General features: G+C 31.4%; 20 protein-coding genes. 10 read left to right on the top strand and 10 right to left on the bottom strand.

All coding sequences use genetic code 11. From position 1 onward, the window contains the following. Nucleotides 1-58: 58 nt before the first annotated feature. Nucleotides 59-514: a hypothetical protein gene (locus tag GM3708_RS19495; protein ID WP_066348799.1), complete on the top strand. Its 456-nt coding sequence runs from the start codon at nt 59-61 to the stop codon at nt 512-514. After that, nucleotides 474-1,061, top strand: coding sequence for a hypothetical protein (locus GM3708_RS19490; protein WP_066348797.1), 588 nt, complete (start codon nt 474-476; stop codon nt 1,059-1,061). Before GM3708_RS19495 ends, GM3708_RS19490 begins: the two co-directional genes overlap by 41 nt. A 133-nt stretch (nt 1,062-1,194) precedes the next feature. Here the strand turns inward: GM3708_RS19490 and GM3708_RS15430 are convergent, their stop codons facing one another. Continuing rightward, entirely contained in the window at nt 1,195-2,373 is a 1,179-nt protein-coding gene (locus GM3708_RS15430; RefSeq protein ID WP_066348796.1) for an NAD(P)/FAD-dependent oxidoreductase, read from the bottom strand. 194 nt (nt 2,374-2,567) lie between these two features. Next, a complete protein-coding gene (eis, locus tag GM3708_RS15425; protein WP_066348795.1) occupies nt 2,568-3,743 on the bottom strand; it encodes an enhanced intracellular survival protein Eis in 1,176 nt (391 codons plus the stop codon). A gap of 163 nt (nt 3,744-3,906) precedes the next feature. On the opposite strand from eis, the gene GM3708_RS15420 reads away from it, so the two are divergent. Then, the gene (locus GM3708_RS15420) at nt 3,907-4,140 is read left to right on the top strand and encodes a (2Fe-2S) ferredoxin domain-containing protein (RefSeq protein ID WP_066348793.1); all 234 of its coding nucleotides are present in this window, start codon (nt 3,907-3,909) and stop codon (nt 4,138-4,140) included. Between the two features lie 495 nt (nt 4,141-4,635). Here the strand turns inward: GM3708_RS15420 and speD are convergent, their stop codons facing one another. Further along, on the bottom strand, nt 4,636-5,049 hold the full coding sequence (speD, locus tag GM3708_RS15415) for an adenosylmethionine decarboxylase (RefSeq protein WP_066348791.1): 414 nt from the start codon (nt 5,047-5,049) through the stop codon (nt 4,636-4,638). A gap of 363 nt (nt 5,050-5,412) precedes the next feature. Between speD and moeB the strand changes: the two genes are divergently transcribed. Continuing rightward, on the top strand, nt 5,413-6,591 hold the full coding sequence (gene moeB, locus GM3708_RS15410; RefSeq protein ID WP_066348788.1) for a molybdopterin-synthase adenylyltransferase MoeB: 1,179 nt from the start codon (nt 5,413-5,415) through the stop codon (nt 6,589-6,591). Nucleotides 6,592-6,751: 160 nt separating this feature from the next. Next, nucleotides 6,752-7,351: a hypothetical protein gene (locus GM3708_RS15405; RefSeq protein WP_066348786.1), complete on the top strand. Its 600-nt coding sequence runs from the start codon at nt 6,752-6,754 to the stop codon at nt 7,349-7,351. 61 nt (nt 7,352-7,412) lie between these two features. Here the strand turns inward: GM3708_RS15405 and GM3708_RS15400 are convergent, their stop codons facing one another. Next, the gene (locus GM3708_RS15400) at nt 7,413-7,634 is read right to left on the bottom strand and encodes a DUF4327 family protein (protein ID WP_066348784.1); all 222 of its coding nucleotides are present in this window, start codon (nt 7,632-7,634) and stop codon (nt 7,413-7,415) included. Between the two features lie 254 nt (nt 7,635-7,888). Here GM3708_RS15400 and ubiE point away from each other — a divergent pair, with 254 nt between their 5' ends. Then, nucleotides 7,889-8,590 carry a bifunctional demethylmenaquinone methyltransferase/2-methoxy-6-polyprenyl-1,4-benzoquinol methylase UbiE gene (ubiE, locus tag GM3708_RS15395; protein WP_066348782.1) on the top strand — a complete coding sequence of 234 codons (702 nt, stop codon included), beginning with the start codon at nt 7,889-7,891 and terminating at the stop codon, nt 8,588-8,590. Nucleotides 8,591-8,841: 251 nt separating this feature from the next. Further along, nucleotides 8,842-10,077, top strand: a complete 1,236-nt coding sequence (locus GM3708_RS15390) for a DUF445 domain-containing protein (protein WP_066348777.1) — start codon at nt 8,842-8,844, stop codon at nt 10,075-10,077. Between the two features lie 274 nt (nt 10,078-10,351). On the opposite strand, the gene GM3708_RS19485 is transcribed toward GM3708_RS15390, so the two are convergent. From GM3708_RS19485 to GM3708_RS19670, 4 genes are all read right to left on the bottom strand, one after another. Beyond that, nucleotides 10,352-10,498, bottom strand: a complete 147-nt coding sequence (locus tag GM3708_RS19485; protein ID WP_231932969.1) for a Uma2 family endonuclease — start codon at nt 10,496-10,498, stop codon at nt 10,352-10,354. Then, nucleotides 10,499-10,630, bottom strand: a complete 132-nt coding sequence (locus GM3708_RS19675) for a hypothetical protein (RefSeq protein WP_255358405.1) — start codon at nt 10,628-10,630, stop codon at nt 10,499-10,501. It abuts the gene before it with no gap. 16 nt (nt 10,631-10,646) lie between these two features. Continuing rightward, nucleotides 10,647-11,906: an RNA-guided endonuclease TnpB family protein gene (locus GM3708_RS15385; protein WP_066348773.1), complete on the bottom strand. Its 1,260-nt coding sequence runs from the start codon at nt 11,904-11,906 to the stop codon at nt 10,647-10,649. 133 nt (nt 11,907-12,039) lie between these two features. Continuing rightward, complete coding sequence (locus GM3708_RS19670; protein WP_255358404.1) at nt 12,040-12,168, bottom strand: hypothetical protein; 129 nt, start codon at nt 12,166-12,168, stop codon at nt 12,040-12,042. Between the two features lie 79 nt (nt 12,169-12,247). Here GM3708_RS19670 and GM3708_RS15380 point away from each other — a divergent pair, with 79 nt between their 5' ends. Continuing rightward, nucleotides 12,248-13,294 (top strand): D-alanine--D-alanine ligase family protein, encoded by a 1,047-nt coding sequence (locus GM3708_RS15380; RefSeq protein ID WP_066348771.1) that lies wholly within the window; start codon nt 12,248-12,250, stop codon nt 13,292-13,294. Nucleotides 13,295-13,337: 43 nt separating this feature from the next. Here the strand turns inward: GM3708_RS15380 and GM3708_RS15375 are convergent, their stop codons facing one another. Next, nucleotides 13,338-14,933, bottom strand: a complete 1,596-nt coding sequence (locus GM3708_RS15375; protein WP_066348769.1) for a type IV pilus twitching motility protein PilT — start codon at nt 14,931-14,933, stop codon at nt 13,338-13,340. A 261-nt stretch (nt 14,934-15,194) separates the two neighbouring features. Between GM3708_RS15375 and GM3708_RS15370 the strand changes: the two genes are divergently transcribed. Next, nucleotides 15,195-15,584, top strand: a complete 390-nt coding sequence (locus GM3708_RS15370; RefSeq protein ID WP_066348767.1) for a hypothetical protein — start codon at nt 15,195-15,197, stop codon at nt 15,582-15,584. Between the two features lie 200 nt (nt 15,585-15,784). Then, a complete protein-coding gene (gene dnaG / locus GM3708_RS15365) occupies nt 15,785-17,704 on the top strand; it encodes a DNA primase (RefSeq protein WP_144439329.1) in 1,920 nt (639 codons plus the stop codon). Between the two features lie 64 nt (nt 17,705-17,768). Here dnaG and GM3708_RS15360 read toward each other — a convergent pair whose 3' ends face one another. Beyond that, nucleotides 17,769-18,614: an alpha/beta fold hydrolase gene (locus tag GM3708_RS15360; protein WP_066348762.1), complete on the bottom strand. Its 846-nt coding sequence runs from the start codon at nt 18,612-18,614 to the stop codon at nt 17,769-17,771. Nucleotides 18,615-18,618 lie beyond the last annotated feature (4 nt).

Below are 18,618 nucleotides of genomic sequence, written 5' to 3'. Positions count from 1 at the left end.
TGTGTAATACTAAAGATAATTTTAGCATATTAATCATTGTCACTGGTAAAGTTTAATTATGAATACGAACCTTAATGACAGGAAAAACACAGAGCTTCGCTCTCTTTCTTGGTACAATCGCCCTTTGTGGGGTAGTCAATCTTTTTTTGAATGGTTTCAATCTCTTTTTGGTGGAGGAAAAAACGAAATTCCTGAGACAACACAGGCAATATATCGTGATCGTTTCAATTCCCTGAAAAATATTTCCGTTATGATTAGAGCTATTGATAATGAGAAATTTACCAGTCGAGAATTTGTCAATTTTTTAATGATAAATCGTCAATTAGAACAGAATACAGGCTCTTATGAAAGTTTAAAAGATAGTATGGATTTATTGCGAGTAGCATTAGAAACCAAAGAAAGTTTTTTGAAAATTGAAGCTACTGAAACTCGTTATCGTAGTTATGCACAACAAGAATTTTACGAATTCGTCTTTGATTTACTACAAAAAAAACTACACACCAGAAGAATTTAAAGAATTAATAGAGCATAAATTAACCAATATTGTCCCTCAAATCAAAAGCGATGATGGTAAGGCAGCAATACAAAGCTATGTTAATTCATTGGAAATTGTTTGTAAAGATCAATTAGGTTTAAAACTTCTTTACTTATTTAAACAATATGATTTGAGTAATTTTGCCTTATTAAGAACTGTAGGTGATATTGCTGACACTTTTTATGATAAAAATTTAGAAAGTATCAAAGAATTTATGGTCATTGTGCAGGTTAATGCGGATATGTTTTTAAAATTAGGACAAATTATTCAAGTTCCTAATATTAAAAATAAACCAGAAACCTATGCCTTAATGTTGCAATATATTGCTTTAAAAAATCGATATGCAAAGTCTTTTGGACAATTTCAATCCTTATTAGGATTATTAAAAGACTGGGAAAAATTTTATAATCCTTTAATTGCCATTCGTCAAGAATATCCTCCTGAAGAATTTAAACAACCTCTTATTTTTAATGAAGAAATACCCGGATTAGCTATTTATAATAAATATGAAAGTTATATTAATTAAGGTTTGCTGAAAAAGTTTTTTGGTGAGAGTAGGCAATGAGCAAATGTTTTAAAAATAAGATGCATTCTTAAAAATATTACTACACAACCTCTTTTTTTTATAAAAAACACTATTTTCGCTAAAAAATTTACTCTCAACTATTCTTAATTAAATTTGTTAAGGGAGATGTTATCCAATTGAAGGCAACTTCTAATTGATGCTCAAAAGTCGGCAGACGATAAAGATAGACTAAACGTCTAGCTAAATAGGCTAAATCACCATTTAATGAAATCCCCAAACCGCTTAAGGTTGCATTATCTATCCCCAAAGCTAACATTTCCCCTAATGGTTGATATTGAAAAGGTAATAAAGGTTTTTCTTCCAAACTTGCCCAAATATTCCATGCACAGTAATCAGATTGTTGAAAAGCCACTTGGGCTGTAGGCGGTAACACTTTTCTTTCTTGATCGTAACATTCTACTAAATCACCGATAGCAAAAATTTCAGGATAATTTTCTACCTGTAATTGTGAGTTAATATTGATTTTTCCCTGTTTATTTTGGGGTAATGGTAACTTATTAATGATTTTGACAGGCTTTGTGCCTATTGTCCACAATACTATATCGACTGGAATAGTATCACTTTTATTTTTATAAGATAATGTGATTTCCCGCTCTTTTATTTCTTCTATTTCTGTTTCTAAATCTAGCCAAATTTGATGATCCTTAAGAGCTTTTTTCGCAGTTTTTTGGTTAAATTCAGGAGAGTTTACAAGAATATCACTACCTCGATCTATAATTCTAATTTTACCTTTATTTCCTAATCTATCAGCTATTTTTAATGCTAATTCTACACCACTATAACCTCCCCCAACGATCGCAACTCTAATAAATTCTTGCTCAGAATTTTCTAATTGTCGTAATTTTTCTTTTAGTTGATAGGCATTTTCTAAGCTGCGAAATGGAATTGCATATTCTGTTGCACCTTTAACTAAATCTGTTGGGGTTGTTCCTCCCAAGGCAATTACAAGACGATCATATAATAAACTATCATGATTAGTTAAAATAACTTTTTGTTGATTAATATCAATGTCAGCGACAGTATCTTGAATATATTTAATCCGAGTATTAGCTAATAAATCGGCATAATGAGGTGCGATTTCCCAACTTTGCATTTCTTCCGTGATTAACTCATAAAGTAGTGGGGAAAACACAAAGCGATCATTTTTCTCAATGATAATAATTTCTGGTTGTTGTGTCCAGTCTAACTGTATCAATTTTAAAGCAGTATAAAGTCCTCCAAATCCACCCCCGACGATAATAATTTTTTTCACGTTACGATTACTCCTGATAAACCAAAACCTATCTTTTATTCTATAGCACCATTCAAGATCTTTAACTAAGGCTATACAATCATCTTTTAGGTTTGGTTTGAAATTATTTGCTACAAATAACAGCTCTATTCCCTTACTAATTGATTATCTTCATTGAGATGATATGTTTTTTCTTTGTTTACTTTACCTAAACCTCAGAAAAAATCGGCTAAAGCAGGAGTAGATAATAAAAATATTTCCGTTGCCCTTTTTATTACTTTTTCATTGGCTTCTAATTTGCCTAAATCCAATAATTCTTGAGGAGTTAAAAATCCTGTATAAAGTGGTGCTAATTCTTTCACATTTAATTTTATTTCTCCTTTTCCTCCTTGTATAACCTTTCCTTTTCCTCTAGAAATTTCTAGTTTAAAATTATCTGTATTTGATGGTATTAATTCATCAGTAATTGTCAAATTTAACTCTGTTTCTAAATGATTAGGATAAGGACGCAATTCTAAGGCTTTAACTACATTTATAATCCTTGAAAACCAGATAAAATGACTTAAAATTTTTGCTTTTTGTTCAGGAATTAATAATAATTTAGCTTGGTTTATTCCACCATACCATAAGCATTTTTTTACTTGTGAACTATGATCTTGAATGAAAGTCCATAAACGTTTCATTGCTAAATGATTTAAAGCAATCCAATCTTTTATAACTAAATAAAGTTCTCCTTCAATCATTTTTTGCTGAAAAATAATATATCCTTGTCGGTTATTTTTTTCTCCTACCCAATAAGCATAAATTTTACCCTCATTATCATCAAGAATGGTTTTCCAAATAGTTAAATTTCTATCTAAATAACCGTTAATTTTACTTGCTTGTTGTTTATATAAATCAATAAATAATTGAGGTTGAGGATTAGGTATTTTTTCTATCAATAATTCATGGGAATTTAAACAAATATCAGATAAAGAAATTTCCCATTGACAATAATTTCCAGCCTGCTCATAACCTATTTTACGATACAGACGTTGTGTAGCAGGATAAAGAGTAGAAAGGGGAATATCTTGTTGATAAAGCTCTTTGACAGCTTGACTCATTAAAGTAAATGCCGCTCCACTACCACGATATTCAGGTGCAATTCCCACCCCAGCAATACCCCCCATGGGAATAGATTTTTCACTAATCCACTGTGCCATAGAGTATATAACTAATCCTCCTACAATATCTTTACCTCGGCGTAAAACACGCAAGTCATCAATATTAATTCTATTTCTATAAATTTCCCATTTTTTAATATCAGCGTTGAAACATTGAGAAAGAATTTCCCCTAGTTTTTGCACTTCATCAGCATTATCAACCTTTGTATATTCAAACTCAAAATTCATTTAATTTAACTTTTGCTTATTAATAATCTGACTATTATTCAAAAATACTAAAAAAATCACAAACTTAATCTCAGAAAATAAATTTAAGTTATTATATAAACAATAACAGTCTTAGTACCTCATCCAGTTATTTGATCCTATTGGCTAATTACATTTTTATGCAATGAAAATCTCACCAAAATTACTGGTTATTTGTAAAGGTAAATCTTGTTCTAAAGATGGTGCAAATAAATTATTAAACATCATCAAAAAATACGAATCCGAGGAATTTATCGTTACCACTCAATATTGTTTTGGGAAATGTGGCAACGGACCAATTATTTTCATTTTACCTGAAGAAAAACTTTATGAGAACGTAACAGAGAAACAAATTTTGCCAATGATAAATAAACCGTAAATTAATTAAATTAAAAAAAGTAAAACTTTGTAAAAACTGAACATCGAAGCTCTAAAAAATTGAGGAAACATCCTTCAGGCAAATAATTTGAGCTTATTACTTTATCTTATTAAGAAGAGACAAAACCAATAATAAGTAAAGGAATTAATATCAATAAAAACACGATCAGAAAAGTCGTTTCAGGACTCCAAGAAATCTCGTTCGGGTCATGTTGATTCATTTTCTCATCACCTCTAACTATAAATAGAGTATATTATTTATTCTATCATTTATTTTAGCCGTAGCGATCGCTTTTTAATAATTGATAAGAAAAATAAACTTAGTTAATTCTTGAATTAGACATAAAATTAATAACTACAAATTATATTTATTTATGTCTAATTGCTGATTCAATAACCCTCAAATGTGGTTGGTTCTGGAAATTAAAGATCATAAAAAGATTATCAGATTTTTTAGAACATTAAGAGTATTTGAGGGTAAAACAAGTCTTGAGCACTAAGCCACACCTTGTAAAGTAGGAATATACTCCTCTTTCATGGTAGTAGTATGTTGATTTACAAACGCTTCAGGAAAACCTCGATCGATTTCTCTCATGGTTGCCTGTTTAGCTTCGAGTGCAACTTGTAATACTTTCATGGCTTCTTTAGGTTGTCCAGCACCACAGAAAAATAAATCTGCGGCAAAATAACCATATTCAGGCCAAGTATGAATTGCAATGTGAGATTCCGCCAAAGTAACGGTAGCTGTTACCCCATGGGGACTAAATTGGTGTACACACATGTCTATTAAAGTCGCCTTTCCAGCCTTAATAGCATCTAACAAGCCTTGACGGATTCTTTCTGGATCATTCAAAAGATCTGCTGGTGCTTGCCAAGCATCTACCACTAAATGTGTACCCACTTTGTTCATTCTTGTCAACTCACTCCATACTGTGTTTACTAATAGGGACAATTGATTTTAACAGATTTTTTCTCTTACCTCAGCCAAAACCTAGTTTATGTTTTTTCTTTAGTTGTAATAAAACTTGAGTATTCATAGTAAGGTTAAGAAAAGGTAAAGACAAAAATTATCCAAACAATCATCATATAGAATCTTAAACATATTTGTCAATAGTTTTACTAAATTTTTTTTATACATAGCATTAGTAAATAGTTACAGCAACTTAATTACAGATTAAATATTAATTGTTGATGGTTAATAGTTGAGTGTTTGCTAAAATAGTAATTTACGAACAAAAACAGAAATTGATTTCTGGTAGACAAAAAGATTAAAATGCTCAATCCTAATTTAGAAGCGATAGAACTCAATAAAGAAGAGTACGAGCGCTATGCTAGACATATAATTTTGCCTGAAGTGGGTTTAGAAGGGCAAAAACGTATTAAAGCGGCGAGTGTACTCTGTATCGGTACAGGAGGATTAGGTTCGCCTTTGATTCTCTATTTAGCCGCCTCTGGTATTGGTAGAATCGGCATCGTTGATTTTGATATAGTAGATACCTCCAATTTACAAAGACAAATTATTCATGGTACATCATGGGTAGGTAAACCAAAAATAGAGTCTGCGAAACACCGTATTTTAGATATTAATCCCGCTTGTCAAGTCGATTTATATGAAACTCGTTTAAGTGCAGAAAATGCTCTATCAATTCTTGAACCCTACGATATAATCATTGACGGTACAGATAATTTTCCTACTCGTTATCTTGTTAACGATGCTTGTGTATTGTTAAACAAACCTAATGTTTACGGCTCAATCTTCCGCTTTGAAGGACAAGCAACCGTTTTCAATTATGAAGGTGGTCCGAATTATCGTGACTTATATCCTGAACCACCACCACCCGGAATGGTGCCTTCTTGTGCTGAAGGTGGAGTTTTAGGAGTATTACCCGGCATCATTGGAACAATTCAAGCCACAGAAGCCATTAAAATCATTTTAGGAGCAAATAATACTCTCAGTGGACGTTTATTGTTATTTAACGCTTGGGATATGAAATTTAGGGAATTAAAATTACGTCCGAATCCCGTGCGCCCTGTCATTGAAAAACTCATTGACTATGAACAATTTTGTGGAATCCCTCAAGCCCAAGCACAAGAAGCAAAAGCAAAAGAAGAATTCCAAGAAATTACTGTTCATGATTTAAAATTCTTATTGGATAGTCATCCTCATGATTTTGTTTTAATTGACGTACGTAATCCCAATGAGTATGAAATCGCCAAAATTCCTAACTCGGTTTTAATTCCTTTACCTGATATTGAAAATGGTGAAGGTGTACAAAAAATTAAAGAATTAATTGATGTTAATGGTCATCGTCTCATCGCTCATTGTAAAATGGGTGGACGCTCAACTAAGGCTTTACAAATCCTTAAACAAGCTGGAATCGAAGGCATTAACGTTAAAGGCGGCATTTTAGCATGGAGTAAAGAAATCGACTCTTCTGTGCCAGAATACTAAATAATTGACAATTGACAATTGACAGTGGATGATTGCTGTTTTTTAACTTGATAGTTAAACATCAAAATAAATCTCTCATCGTTAATTGTTAATTGTTTGCTCTTGATTGCTATATTATTTGAGATATATTAAGAGATAGTTTTCACTAAAAATATCTATTATGAAAAGCATTTTTAAATTAACAACCCTGATTCTTGTTTCTCCATCTCTATTTACTTTTGTTTTCCCTAACAGTGCAAAAGCAAATAATCAATTTGACGTTTGTCTTAAAGATTTAATCACCGCAGGTGTTACTACAGAACAAGCTCAAACAGGTTGTGCTGATGCTTTAGTGCCTAGGGAATTATCTACTTGTGTGCGTACTATTGCTACTGGTACGGACATCAAAGCCATTGATGCTCTTAAAAGTTGTTACCAAGTAAGACGACCTGTTGATATGGGTAATTGTGTAGTTAACATTAATAAAACTAGTATTTTAAAGACTACATCAAAAAGTACCTTAGAGAAAAAAGAAGTAGTAACCACAGAAACCGAAACTAATTTATTTGCCACCACTGAGGATAATACCTTAATGACTAAAATATCTCCTGTTATGATGGCATTAAATACCTGTCAAGCTAGTCTTTTACCAGCCAGACATTCCGAATGTGTGATTGCATTGTCTCGTACTCCACAAGTAACTGATCCTACTAAAGCGATGACAACTTGTTTAAGTGCGGAAGATTTCCCCAGAGACTTATTCCCTTCCTATCAAAAATGATCAAAAAATTAACAGTTAATAATTGATTAATAACTTTAACTTGTTAATTATTAATTGTTAATTATTCCTCGTCCCATTTCTCAACTATAATTATGTCACTTACAGGATCTTGCATCGAAAAACCAAAGGCTAATAATTCTGACTTGAGAAATTTCCATTCATCTCCAAATAATAAGGCAATTTTACCGATGTTATCTTGGGGCTGAATAATTTGTGAATTGACGAGGGAAGATACTTTTTGTTGCAATTTCACCATAGGATGAAGTACTTGCTTATTCCGCATAAAGTTTTTTCTATATTACTGATACTGTTATAATTATTGTTGGTTTTATTATTTGTTCAAATCTTCACGAGAATAGCTATTTATTTGCTGATTCTTATAATTCTCATGAGTACAACTTTATCACCAACTTTTATTTTAAGCAAATTTGAGTAGAAAATTATTGCTTGAGATTATCTTACCACATAATAGCATATTTTGCAAAAATATTTCCGCCTAATCATAAGTAATTTTTTACTAATTATCAACTATTAAAAATGAATTCTTCTCCTAATTCTCAAGATATTCAAAATCTTTTTAATGACATTGCACCAGTTTATGATCAAATGAATGATTGGTTGAGTTTTGGTTTTCATCGTATTTGGAAATTAATGACGGTAAAATGGAGTCATCCACAAACGAGGGAAACTGCTTTAGATTTATGTTGTGGTACTGGAGATTTAACTTTTTTAATGGCAAAGCAACTACAAAAAGGAAAGGTTATCGGAGTCGATTTTTCATCAGAGTTATTAGCAGAAGCAAGAAAAAAGCAAAAAACTAAGTCTTTTAATAGTGAAATTGAGTGGTTAGAAGCAGATGTGTTAAATTTACCATTTGAGAATAATTCTTTTGATTGTGGAACAATGGGTTATGGTTTAAGAAATGTTACTGATATTCCTGCTTGTTTACTTGAGATTCGACGGGTGTTAAAACCTAACGCAAAAATGGCTATTTTAGATTTTCATAAACCAACAGAAGATTGGATTGCTAATAGTCAGAAATGGTATTTGGATAACGTAGTGGTGAGAATTGCCGATTTTTTGGGGGCTTCTTCGGAATATGCTTATATTTACCCTAGTTTAGAGCGCTTTCCTAACGGTGAAACTCAAATTCAACTAGGTTTAAATGCTGGTTTTTCTCAAGCAGTTCATTACCCTTTATTTGGTGGTATAATGGGAGTCTTGGTATTAACTAAATAGTAAAAAAAATTAACAATGGATAAGAAAAAATTGATAATAAACCGAAGAAAAAAATAACACTTTTTTACGATAGTTTAATTGTATTTTAATTTAGTTATTTATGTTGATTTTAAGTTAAAACTTGAGATAAATATAGCTTTTATTTTAATACTTTGTCGTATAAATCTGATAACTATCAATTTTATTTCTTATTTGTATCATAGTTTATTAAAAAATAAAATATTATATTTATAATTAATTAGTTAAAAATAATGCCGTTGGAATTTTATAATTGGTGGCAAATCGCACTTCCTCCTATAGCTGGTTCAGTTATAGGATATTTTACTAATGATTTAGCAATAAAAATGCTATTTCGTCCTTATAAACCTTTATTTTTATTTCAAAAACAATTACCTTTTACACCTGGTTTAATTCCCAGAAATCAAGAAAGATTAGCCAAAAGAGTTTCTGATACTATTATGAACTCTTTATTAACTCCTGAAGAATTACAAAAATTAGCTAAAAGATTATTACAAACTGAGCGAGTTGAAGGGGCAATTTTATGGTTATTACAGTTAACATTAAAGCAAATCAAAGAAGATAAAGAACAAAAGTCAGCAAAAATATTAGCTGATATTTTAAGAGATTTATTTGGTGATGCTTTACCAAAGTTATTAAAAGTTTTAGCCAGAAAAGATGACTTTTTATCTACTCAAATTGATCAAATTTTTGACCGTGTTTTATTAGAGTTTAAATTAACGGAAGCACAAGCTAGACAATTATCAGATTGGTTATTACAAGTTATTTTTGCACCAGATTTATTACGTCAAGCGTTGGTTAATTTTTTAACAGATAGAAATATTAATGTTATCGATGAGGGTTTCAAGGAAAAAACTAGCGGCACTTATTGGGTTGTCGCAAATTTATTTGGATTAAAAAATGCTTTAAATCGTTTGCGCACTTTCTGTTTAGACGAAAAAGAAATGGCTAACTTACGCATTAAAGAGTTACTTTTATCTCTGGAAATTAGAAATAGATTAAAAGAATTTTTTTTAAGTTTTTCTTTACAAAATTTACCCGTAGCTACTGTTAAACAATTAAGGCAAACAACTAATAAAGCCGTCAGAGATTATATTCAAGAAAAAGGTGCAGATTTTTTACATGAATTTGGTTTATCTATTGATTGGGATAAAGTATCAATTTTAATTATTAATCGTTTACAAGCATCAATAGTAGTAAATACTTCTTTAAGTTTAATTAGTGAAGAATTAGCTTTAATTTTAGAGCGTTATTTAGAAGAAGATTTAGAAAAAATTGTTGCTCAAGCTATTCCTATTTTATCTATTGATCAGGTTATTATTGAAAGAGTAAAAGCAACAACTCCTGAACATTTAGAAGAAGCGACTCAAAGTATTGTTCAAAGTGAATTACAAGCTATAGTTAATTTAGGTGGAATTTTGGGTTTAATTATTGGTTTATTACAAAGTGCTATATTATTAATAAGTTAGCCTCTAATTTACTTAATTATTTAGAATTCTTATATTTATTTAACTTTTCTTGACTAAAACTAAAATTTTAACCATGAAAAAACATCTCCATTAGTTAATTTTAATTCTTTGATAAAATCTGGTACTGGTAACACATCAAAATTAGTATCAAAAAAAGCTACTTTTTGGGGATAGTATGCAAAGATTATCTTTTCTTGAGGATCAATAAATCCATGCTAACTCACAACCAGACTCAAGACAACGAACTATTTTTTTAATGATTGTACTCTGATTTTCATCGGGGGGAAACAATTTCAATCATCCAATCAGGCATAATAGAAACTATGTTAGTAATACCGCCATTTTCTTCTTTAGGAATATGATCATAAGTCAAAACTACTATATCAGGTACAATGGATTTACCACCGAAAGTACATCTCAATTAAGGAAAAGCTAAAGCAATTTTAGATTCTTCGACTACATCGTTAATCATTTTAGTTAATTTACCTTGAATGCGGCTATGTTTTCCTTGAGGCATTGCTTTTTGGTTGACACTCCATCGGGCTAAAGCCACGAGGATTCTTAAGAAGTTAACTTAAACTTACATTCAAGTCACTTATTCTTAAAGGGCTAGTCAAAAGCCCCTTACACACTTGGGAAAATCCCTCATGGTTACTTTTACGTCCTATATTCCATGCCCCATTAGCATCGGCATTAACCCTGATACCATCCTTCGATTCATACAATCCCCTTTTTACTCGTTTACCACTAAAGGTATATTTAGCCGTGTTATCAGGATTATAGTTAGGAATAGGGTCATTGTCTAAAGCACTTGCTTTACTGGTATAAGATTCTTCCTGCTCTATGTACTGAATTCCATAAGTTTCACATAAAGATTTTAACTTCTCTTTTAACGAATAAAAAGGTATTTGAACAAAATTCTGATTATTCCTTTTTCCAATGTTAATATCTTGTTTCCAACCTTTGTTCGTCCCTACTATTAGAGTGCCAATATCTAACCTGAGACAATTTTCAATAATATATCTAGCTGTTTTGCTTAGATAATCTCGAATTTGATTATTCCTTTTTAATAATAATCGTCCTTGTCTTTTAGTTACTCCTTTAGTACCTTGTTTGTCCTTGATTGATTGTAACTTAGCGTTTGATTTATTGTACCAGTGGTTATAACTTTTTAATTTGTGACCATCGATAATAAACGATGCCCCATTGGTACTTACACAAGTTGCTAAATTATTAAGTCCCAGATCTATACATAAGGCATTGTCAGACTTAAACTCAACAATTTGTAGTTCTTCCTCAGTAATAAATTCTACCTCAAAAAACTGGCAATTATATTTAGGATGTATTCGTACTTCTTTTAAACTTTTATCAACTAATCTGTCAGGGAAAGGTAATTTAACTTCACCATATTTAGCCTTAAACTCCCTAGACGTAGGTACTTTAAAAAATCCATCTTTAACTTTAATTCTAGGGATAATTAAGCTAAAATAGCCATCTTTTTTAAGGTAGCGTGGCAGAGATATTTGATTGAATTGGTAATTTCCAGACTTAGCCTTTTTAATTAAATTAAAAAACGAACGGAAACTTCTATCTACAACTTTTAAAGTTTGTTGAGCAATATCAGTATTTAATAATTGATAATTTTCATTAGTTTTACATTGATGGTAATTCGATTCGTAGCGAAGAAATGCTTTCTCAGCAAAAAAGAACTGCCTAACAGAGTATAGCCCTACATTGTAGAGGTTTTTTGACAATCTACAAAGTTCTTGTAAAGCTAAATACTCTGTTTGAGACAGTCCTCTAATTTGATTTTTTTGAGTTTTAAACATAGCCTTTAATTTCTCGCTATATTTTCATTATATGTCGAAGAATAAAAGTTGTCAATATGGTAAAGTAGAAATAAATATAAAGCCGCACTTTTAGGGCGGGGTTTCTAACCCAAGAATCCTGATGATTTGATTATTAAGATTCTTGGGTTGGTTTAGTTTCGGGGCGTTGTAAAAATTTAGCTAAAGTTATCGGTTTTTCAGCAATTAGTCTCACTATAAAATCTCCCTTATATTTTTCTTTTTCATTGTAACTATAGAGCATTAAACTTCAACTAAAATTGCCAAAATAAGGTAACATTTAAACTTTAGTTTTTTATTTTTATGGATAAATATTAATTTTTATGGGTAAAGTTAAAGTAGGTTTATTATTCGGTGGAAAGTCAGGAGAGCATGAAGTTTCTATAAAATCAGCACAAGCGATCACCAAAGGGTTATCCGTGGGAGAAAATGCTGAAAAATACGAAGTTATCCCTATTTATATTCAACTTTCGGGAGTATGGTTAGGGGGTGAAACGGCTAAGAATGTTTTAAAAACAGGTATCTCTTTCCATGATGATAATAATTCTAGTCCTCAATGGCAATTTCCTGATGAATGCAATCAGGTTCAAGTTTGGTTTCCCGTATTACATGGACCAAATGGTGAAGATGGCACAGTACAAGGGTTATTAACTTTAATGCAAGTCCCTTTTGTAGGCTTAGGTGTTCTTGGTTCGGCGGTAGGTATGGATAAAATTGCCATGAAAAATGCTTTTGCTCAAGTTGGCTTATCTCAAGTAACCTATTTAGCCGTTACCCGTGATGAGATTTTTAGTGGTGCTTGTGGTTTTTCAAAATTATGCGATGGCATTGATACAACATTGGGTTATCCTTGTTTTGTGAAACCTGCTAACTTAGGTTCATCGGTAGGAATTACGAAAGTAAGAACAAGAAGTGAACTAGAAAAAGCCTTAGATGAAGCGGCTAGTCTTGATCGTCGTGTGATTGTGGAAGCAGGAGTTAAAGCGAGGGAAGTAGAATGTGCAGTGTTAGGTAACGATAATCCCAAAGCATCTGTTATTGGTGAAATTACTTATGATGCAGATTTTTATGATTATGAGACTAAATATACTGATGGTAGAGCAAATTTAATCATTCCTGCGGATATTCCACCTCATATTGCTACCAAAATTCAGGAAATGTCAATCAAAGCCTTTCAAGCTCTTGATGGTAGAGGTTTATCAAGGGTAGATTTCTTTTATATTCCTGAGACGGAAGAAATTTTAATTAATGAAATTAATACTTTACCCGGTTTTACTGCTTTAAGTATGTATCCACAATTATGGGAGGCTTCGGGAGTTAGTTTTCCTGATCTAGTTGATAAATTAGTGACTTTAGCAATGAATAATTGATTATTTTCTTTAAGTTTCACTATCAATTATCAACTATTAACCATTAAACTCTGCCTCGTAACATCATCGCCATTTCGTTACGGGTAGGAGATCTTTCTAAGGCAGTTTCTTCAGTGATACGCCCTTCTTGATAAAGTTCAAATAGGGATTTATTCATGGTAATCATACCGTCAAATTCACCTTCAGCCATCAACATTCCAATTTCTTCGTATTTGTTACTGAGAATATAATCTTTTACCGTTTCAGTATTGATTAAAATATCATGATAAGCGGCTCGTTTACCGTCTGTCGTACGACATAGCCCTTGTGCAATAATACCGACTAAAGATTCGGCGATCGCTGATCTCATAGCTGGTTGCTCTTCGGCGGTATAAAGGGTGAAAATACGTTCAAGGGTTTTAACCGCACTATTGGTATGTAAAGTACCCATAACTAAGTGACCTGTTTGAGCCGCTTTAAGGGCGGTATTCACAGTTTCCTTATCTCGCATTTCCCCTACAAGGATAATGTCGGGATCTTCCCGAAGAGAGGCTTTTAAGGCGTTATCAAACTTAAGGGTGTGCATTCCAACTTCTCGTTGTTTAATGAGAGATTTACGACTTTTATGAACAAATTCTACTGGATCTTCAATGGTGATAATATGTTTTGCGTGTTCACTATTGATATGATCCACCATTGCCGCTAGAGTGGTTGATTTACCTGAACCCGTTGGTCCTGTAACCAAAATTAAACCTTTATGGGCATCACAAATATCTCTGAAAATGGGAGGAAGACGCAATTGTTCTAAAGTTAAGATTTTGAGAGGAATTAAACGTAACACTAAAGCAGGTCCTCTTAAAGTATCAAAAACGTTAATCCGAACCCTTGCAAAATCGTATTGAGTCGCCCCATCAAATTCTAATTCTTTTTTAAACCTTTGTATTTCATCATCTCGTAAAATTTCTCGTAACCAACTCATGAAAGTATTAAGATCAATTTCGGGATACTCCTCTAAAATCATCATTTCTCCACGATCACGCATTCGAGGAAATTCACCCACCCCTAAATGCACATCAGAATAACCATTGTCATAGGCTATCTGTACTAACTCATGGAGGGACGGTTGTCCCGGTGCTCTTCCTACTGGGGGAGTTGAAGAACGAGCTGCTCCTTGAGGACCGGCTCTTAAAGATGCGGGTGCAGGAGATCTGTCCATAACTGAACCTTTACGAACATCTGTTTCTCCGGGTTTAGCTGTCATTCGAGGAGGTGCTGAAGAAGAATTTAAAGGGGGAATTCCTCCTACGGGCGTATTATTTTGAGCTTTTGATTGTATATTTTTATTATTAAGAGGTGATCGAGGAGAAGAAGATAAAGGAGGAGGACTTAATGGGGGAAATTTGCCCTGATTGTTTAATGGTGGTAACATACCGGGTGTATTGATTTGCGTCTTTTCTTCCGAGTCAAAATCATCGTCATCTAAATCAGGAATATTAAATGGTTGAAGGGAATTTGTGTTTTTTCCTAAAGAGATAACAGAATCATCAGGATTAATATTTGTTTTATCTTCTATATTAGTTATTCCTTGAGGCTTTGTTTGGGAAATTAAGGGAGGTACTGGTAAAGGTTGCTTTCTTTGGCGATCAGAAGATTGTGTCATGATTATTCGTTCTCATTCAGAAGATCTCACTTTCATTGTATATCAGTTGCTAGAACATTAATTGCAACGAATAATTAACAATTAATTTTCTCGTTTTTTGCGATTATTATGGTAATTCTATTTATGTTTTAGTTTTAATGGGGAATTTTACCCATATTCAAAATTAAAGAAAGAGGAATTTAACCCTAACCATCAATTTCCCATGGAAGAGATAATAAAGGGAAGTTAAAAGTGGTGACCAGTTTTAGGGAGTGGATAGTAATGGAATATGTCTATTTTTTAGGTAATGCTAGTTTAATACTTAGGGTTATTAATTATTTTGAAACCATGACTTTTTTAAAATCTGCCTCTTTGACGGTGATTCATCAAATTAATGGTTGGGTTATCAGAATCAAAATCCCTTTAGTTTTATCTTTTCAAGAAGATTGTAATATTAAGGCATTTTTGACAGAATTAGGCACACCATATAATCCAGGTGTTCGTTTAGAGATAGTGTTTTGGAGTTTAGACATGGGGGACTCTCCAGTGAGGGTAATGCGTAATTATCGAGTTGCTATCGTTTCTCATGGGAAACCAGATCTTGATCGTATTGAAATTTTTCGCCAAGAATTTACTCGTGGCTTAGGATACCAACCAGAAACTTTTGCTTAACTTTAAGATTATTAAAATTTATTTTTTCAACTTATTTACTAAAGTTAATTCAAGTTGTAATTGATTTACATATTAAAGCCATCTTTTAGCTTAAATTATCTGAAATCTAACAATTATTATTACGAAAAGAAATTTATTACTTATTCTCAAATCTCCTGCTATAGTATTTTTTATTGCTAATAGTTTATAGTTTTGTAATTGTGAAAAATATTAGTCTCCATCCTGATACGATCGCTGAAGTTAAAGAAAAAGTTGATTTAGTAGAAGTGGTTTCTGATTACGTCGTGATGCAAAAAAAAGGACGAGATTTTGTTGGTTTATGTCCATTTCACGACGAAAAAAGTCCTAGTTTCACCGTAAGCCAAAACAAGCAATTATACTACTGCTTTGGTTGTGGTGCTGGCGGTGGTGCAATTAAATTTTTGATGGAAATTGGTAAACAGTCTTTTCGAGATGTGATTTTTAATTTAGCGGGGCGTTATCAAATACCAATTAAAACTTTAGCCGTTGAAGATCAAGAAGAAATACAAAAACAAATTTCATTGAGAGATCAACTATATGAAATTTTAGCCGTAGCTACTAATTTTTATCAATATAGTTTACAACAAGGAGAAGGACAAGAAGCCCTACGATATCTTAAAAATCAACGTAATTTATCACCAGAAAATATCGAAAAATTTAAGCTGGGTTATGCACCTGAAGGATGGCAAACTTTATATCATTATTTAGTAGAAATTAAACACTATTCAGTTATCTTAGTTGAACAAACTGGATTAATTAAAAAAAAATCAAAAGGAGAAGGTTATATTGACTATTTTCGTGATCGTTTAATGATTCCTATTCAAGATATTAATGGAAAAATAATCGCTTTTGGTGCAAGAAGTTTAGATGGTAGTGAACCTAAATATTTAAACTCTCCTGAAACTAACTTATTTTCTAAAAGTAAAACTTTATTTGCCCTAAATTTTGCTCAAAAAAATATTATTAAACAAGATAAAGCAATTATCGTTGAAGGTTATTTTGATGCCATTACTCTTCATAATTATGGAATAGATAATGTAGTTGCCGTTTTGGGTACAGCATTAACTGAACATCATATAAAACAACTTTCTCGTTATACAGAATCAAAAGAAATTATTGTTAATTTCGATGCAGATAAAGCAGGTTTAAAAGCAACTCAAAGAGCAATAAAAGAGGTAGAAAATTTAGTTTATAGTGGACAATTAAAACTAAAAATTTTAACTATTCCTAATGGTAAAGATGCCGATGAATTTTTACAATCTAGTGAAGATTCTGGCGATAAATATCAAGAATTAATTAATAAATCACCATTATGGTTAGACTGGCAAATTGAGCAAATTATTAACAACAAAAACTTACAAAATAGTGCAGATTATGAATTAGCTTTTCAATCTTTAGTTAAGTTATTAAATAAAATTACGAATAATGCCACTAAAGATTATTATTTATCATCTTGTGCCGAAATTTTAAGTACTAAAAGAAGTCAATATTTAGGACTGAATAGTCAAGATTTTAAAAAAATTCATCAGAGTTTACAGTTTGCTCTTAAACAGAATAGTTATAATTCTTATTACAAGAAAAAAAACTATAAAAATATTGATAAATCTATTCAAAATAATCAAGTAGAACAATCAGAGTTTTTATTATTATTAATTTATCTTCATTGTCCTGATTATAGGCAAATAATTATTAATCAATTAGATGAAAAAGATTTAGTATTTAGCTTAGTTTCCCATCGTTTTTTGTGGCAAAAAATACATCAAGTTTCTTTGAGTTTAAACACGAATAATGATCATAATTATTTATTAAATACTGTACAAGAAAATATGGTTAATAATCCAGATATGGCAAAAAAATTAAGTAACTTTTTTAATCTTAATGAAAATCAAAAACAATTTTTATTTCAGCCCGAACATTATATTCAAGCTGCCATTGCCTGTTTAGAAACTGTTAAACTTGAAAAATATAAACAATATTGTCAACAAAAAATAACAGAATTAACTCAAGAAAAAGATTTAACTAAAATGACCTATTATTATCAAGAAATTATTGCTACCGAAGCAGAATTGGTAACACAAAAATCTCTAAGAATGGATTAAATAATTAATTGATTATATATTGATCTGAGTCTGTAAAACCTAAAATTCTTTATCAATAATAAACTTAATTATTACTACCTAAAAAATTAACTATCATAGGTGAAATTTCCTTAGAAAAATGTTCTTGAGGATAATGTTTTGCTTCTTCAATAGTAATTAATTTAAGTTTTTTATTGCTATTAACTAATTCTTCTACTGGGGTAATTTCTAGCCAAGGATCATCTTTTCCCCAGATAATTAAACAAGATTTTTGCCATTGTTGTAAACCCGTTTCAATCTCCCTTGTTACTTGCTTTAAGTTTAATTTTTTTACCACTGTAACTAATGTTCTACCAGCTAAAGAGGAGGTAACAATTGGTTTACGATAAAAAGCTAAATTTTGATCAGAAATGACAAAACCTGACCCTTTTTCTAAAGTTCGATCAACAATTAAGGGATCTTGTGTCACCATATCACCTAAAAAAAGAACTCCACATTGTGCAATTTGCCAAGGTAGTTTTGCAGAGGAAGAAATAGGGGTATTTAAAATAATTAATTTATCAATTTTTTCAGGATATTGCAAAGCATATTGAATTCCAATCGTTGCCAAAAAACCTTGCACTACTAAAGAAATTTTGTCTAATTTTAAACCTTCTATAAATTCTGTAAATGCTTTGATATAACTAGAAGGAGTATAGTCAAAATCTCTTTTATCTGGTTTATCTGATAACCCCCAACCTAACCAATCAGGGGCTATAGCATGATAACCATATTCTGTTAAAATAGGCATAATTTCTAACCAAGAAAAACTTTGAGAAAGTAAGCCATGAAGAAAAATGACGGGGTTTTTTTTCTTATCTTCATTGGGCAAACCTTCCCGATAAAACCATTCTAATGAACCTATTTTTATTTTATTTTCTTGAATATTCATATTT

Origin of the sequence: Geminocystis sp. NIES-3708, from assembly GCF_001548095.1 — a bacterium.
Lineage (GTDB): Bacteria > Cyanobacteriota > Cyanobacteriia > Cyanobacteriales > Cyanobacteriaceae > Geminocystis.
This window is presented reverse-complemented; position numbering and strand designations above follow the sequence as displayed.

Coding starts and splice junctions, on each gene's coding strand:
- GM3708_RS19495 (WP_066348799.1), top strand. CDS start 59: ATGAATACGAACCTTAATGACAGGAAAAACACAGAGCTTCGCTCTCTT.
- eis (WP_066348795.1), bottom strand. CDS start 3,743: ATGAATTTTGAGTTTGAATATACAAAGGTTGATAATGCTGATGAAGTG.
- GM3708_RS15420 (WP_066348793.1), top strand. CDS start 3,907: ATGAAAATCTCACCAAAATTACTGGTTATTTGTAAAGGTAAATCTTGT.
- speD (WP_066348791.1), bottom strand. CDS start 5,049: ATGAACAAAGTGGGTACACATTTAGTGGTAGATGCTTGGCAAGCACCA.
- moeB (WP_066348788.1), top strand. CDS start 5,413: ATGCTCAATCCTAATTTAGAAGCGATAGAACTCAATAAAGAAGAGTAC.
- GM3708_RS15405 (WP_066348786.1), top strand. CDS start 6,752: ATGAAAAGCATTTTTAAATTAACAACCCTGATTCTTGTTTCTCCATCT.
- GM3708_RS15400 (WP_066348784.1), bottom strand. CDS start 7,634: ATGCGGAATAAGCAAGTACTTCATCCTATGGTGAAATTGCAACAAAAA.
- ubiE (WP_066348782.1), top strand. CDS start 7,889: ATGAATTCTTCTCCTAATTCTCAAGATATTCAAAATCTTTTTAATGAC.
- GM3708_RS15390 (WP_066348777.1), top strand. CDS start 8,842: ATGCCGTTGGAATTTTATAATTGGTGGCAAATCGCACTTCCTCCTATA.
- GM3708_RS15385 (WP_066348773.1), bottom strand. CDS start 11,906: ATGTTTAAAACTCAAAAAAATCAAATTAGAGGACTGTCTCAAACAGAG.
- GM3708_RS19670 (WP_255358404.1), bottom strand. CDS start 12,168: ATGCTCTATAGTTACAATGAAAAAGAAAAATATAAGGGAGATTTTATA.
- GM3708_RS15380 (WP_066348771.1), top strand. CDS start 12,248: ATGGGTAAAGTTAAAGTAGGTTTATTATTCGGTGGAAAGTCAGGAGAG.
- GM3708_RS15375 (WP_066348769.1), bottom strand. CDS start 14,933: ATGACACAATCTTCTGATCGCCAAAGAAAGCAACCTTTACCAGTACCT.
- GM3708_RS15370 (WP_066348767.1), top strand. CDS start 15,195: ATGGAATATGTCTATTTTTTAGGTAATGCTAGTTTAATACTTAGGGTT.
- GM3708_RS15360 (WP_066348762.1), bottom strand. CDS start 18,614: ATGAATATTCAAGAAAATAAAATAAAAATAGGTTCATTAGAATGGTTT.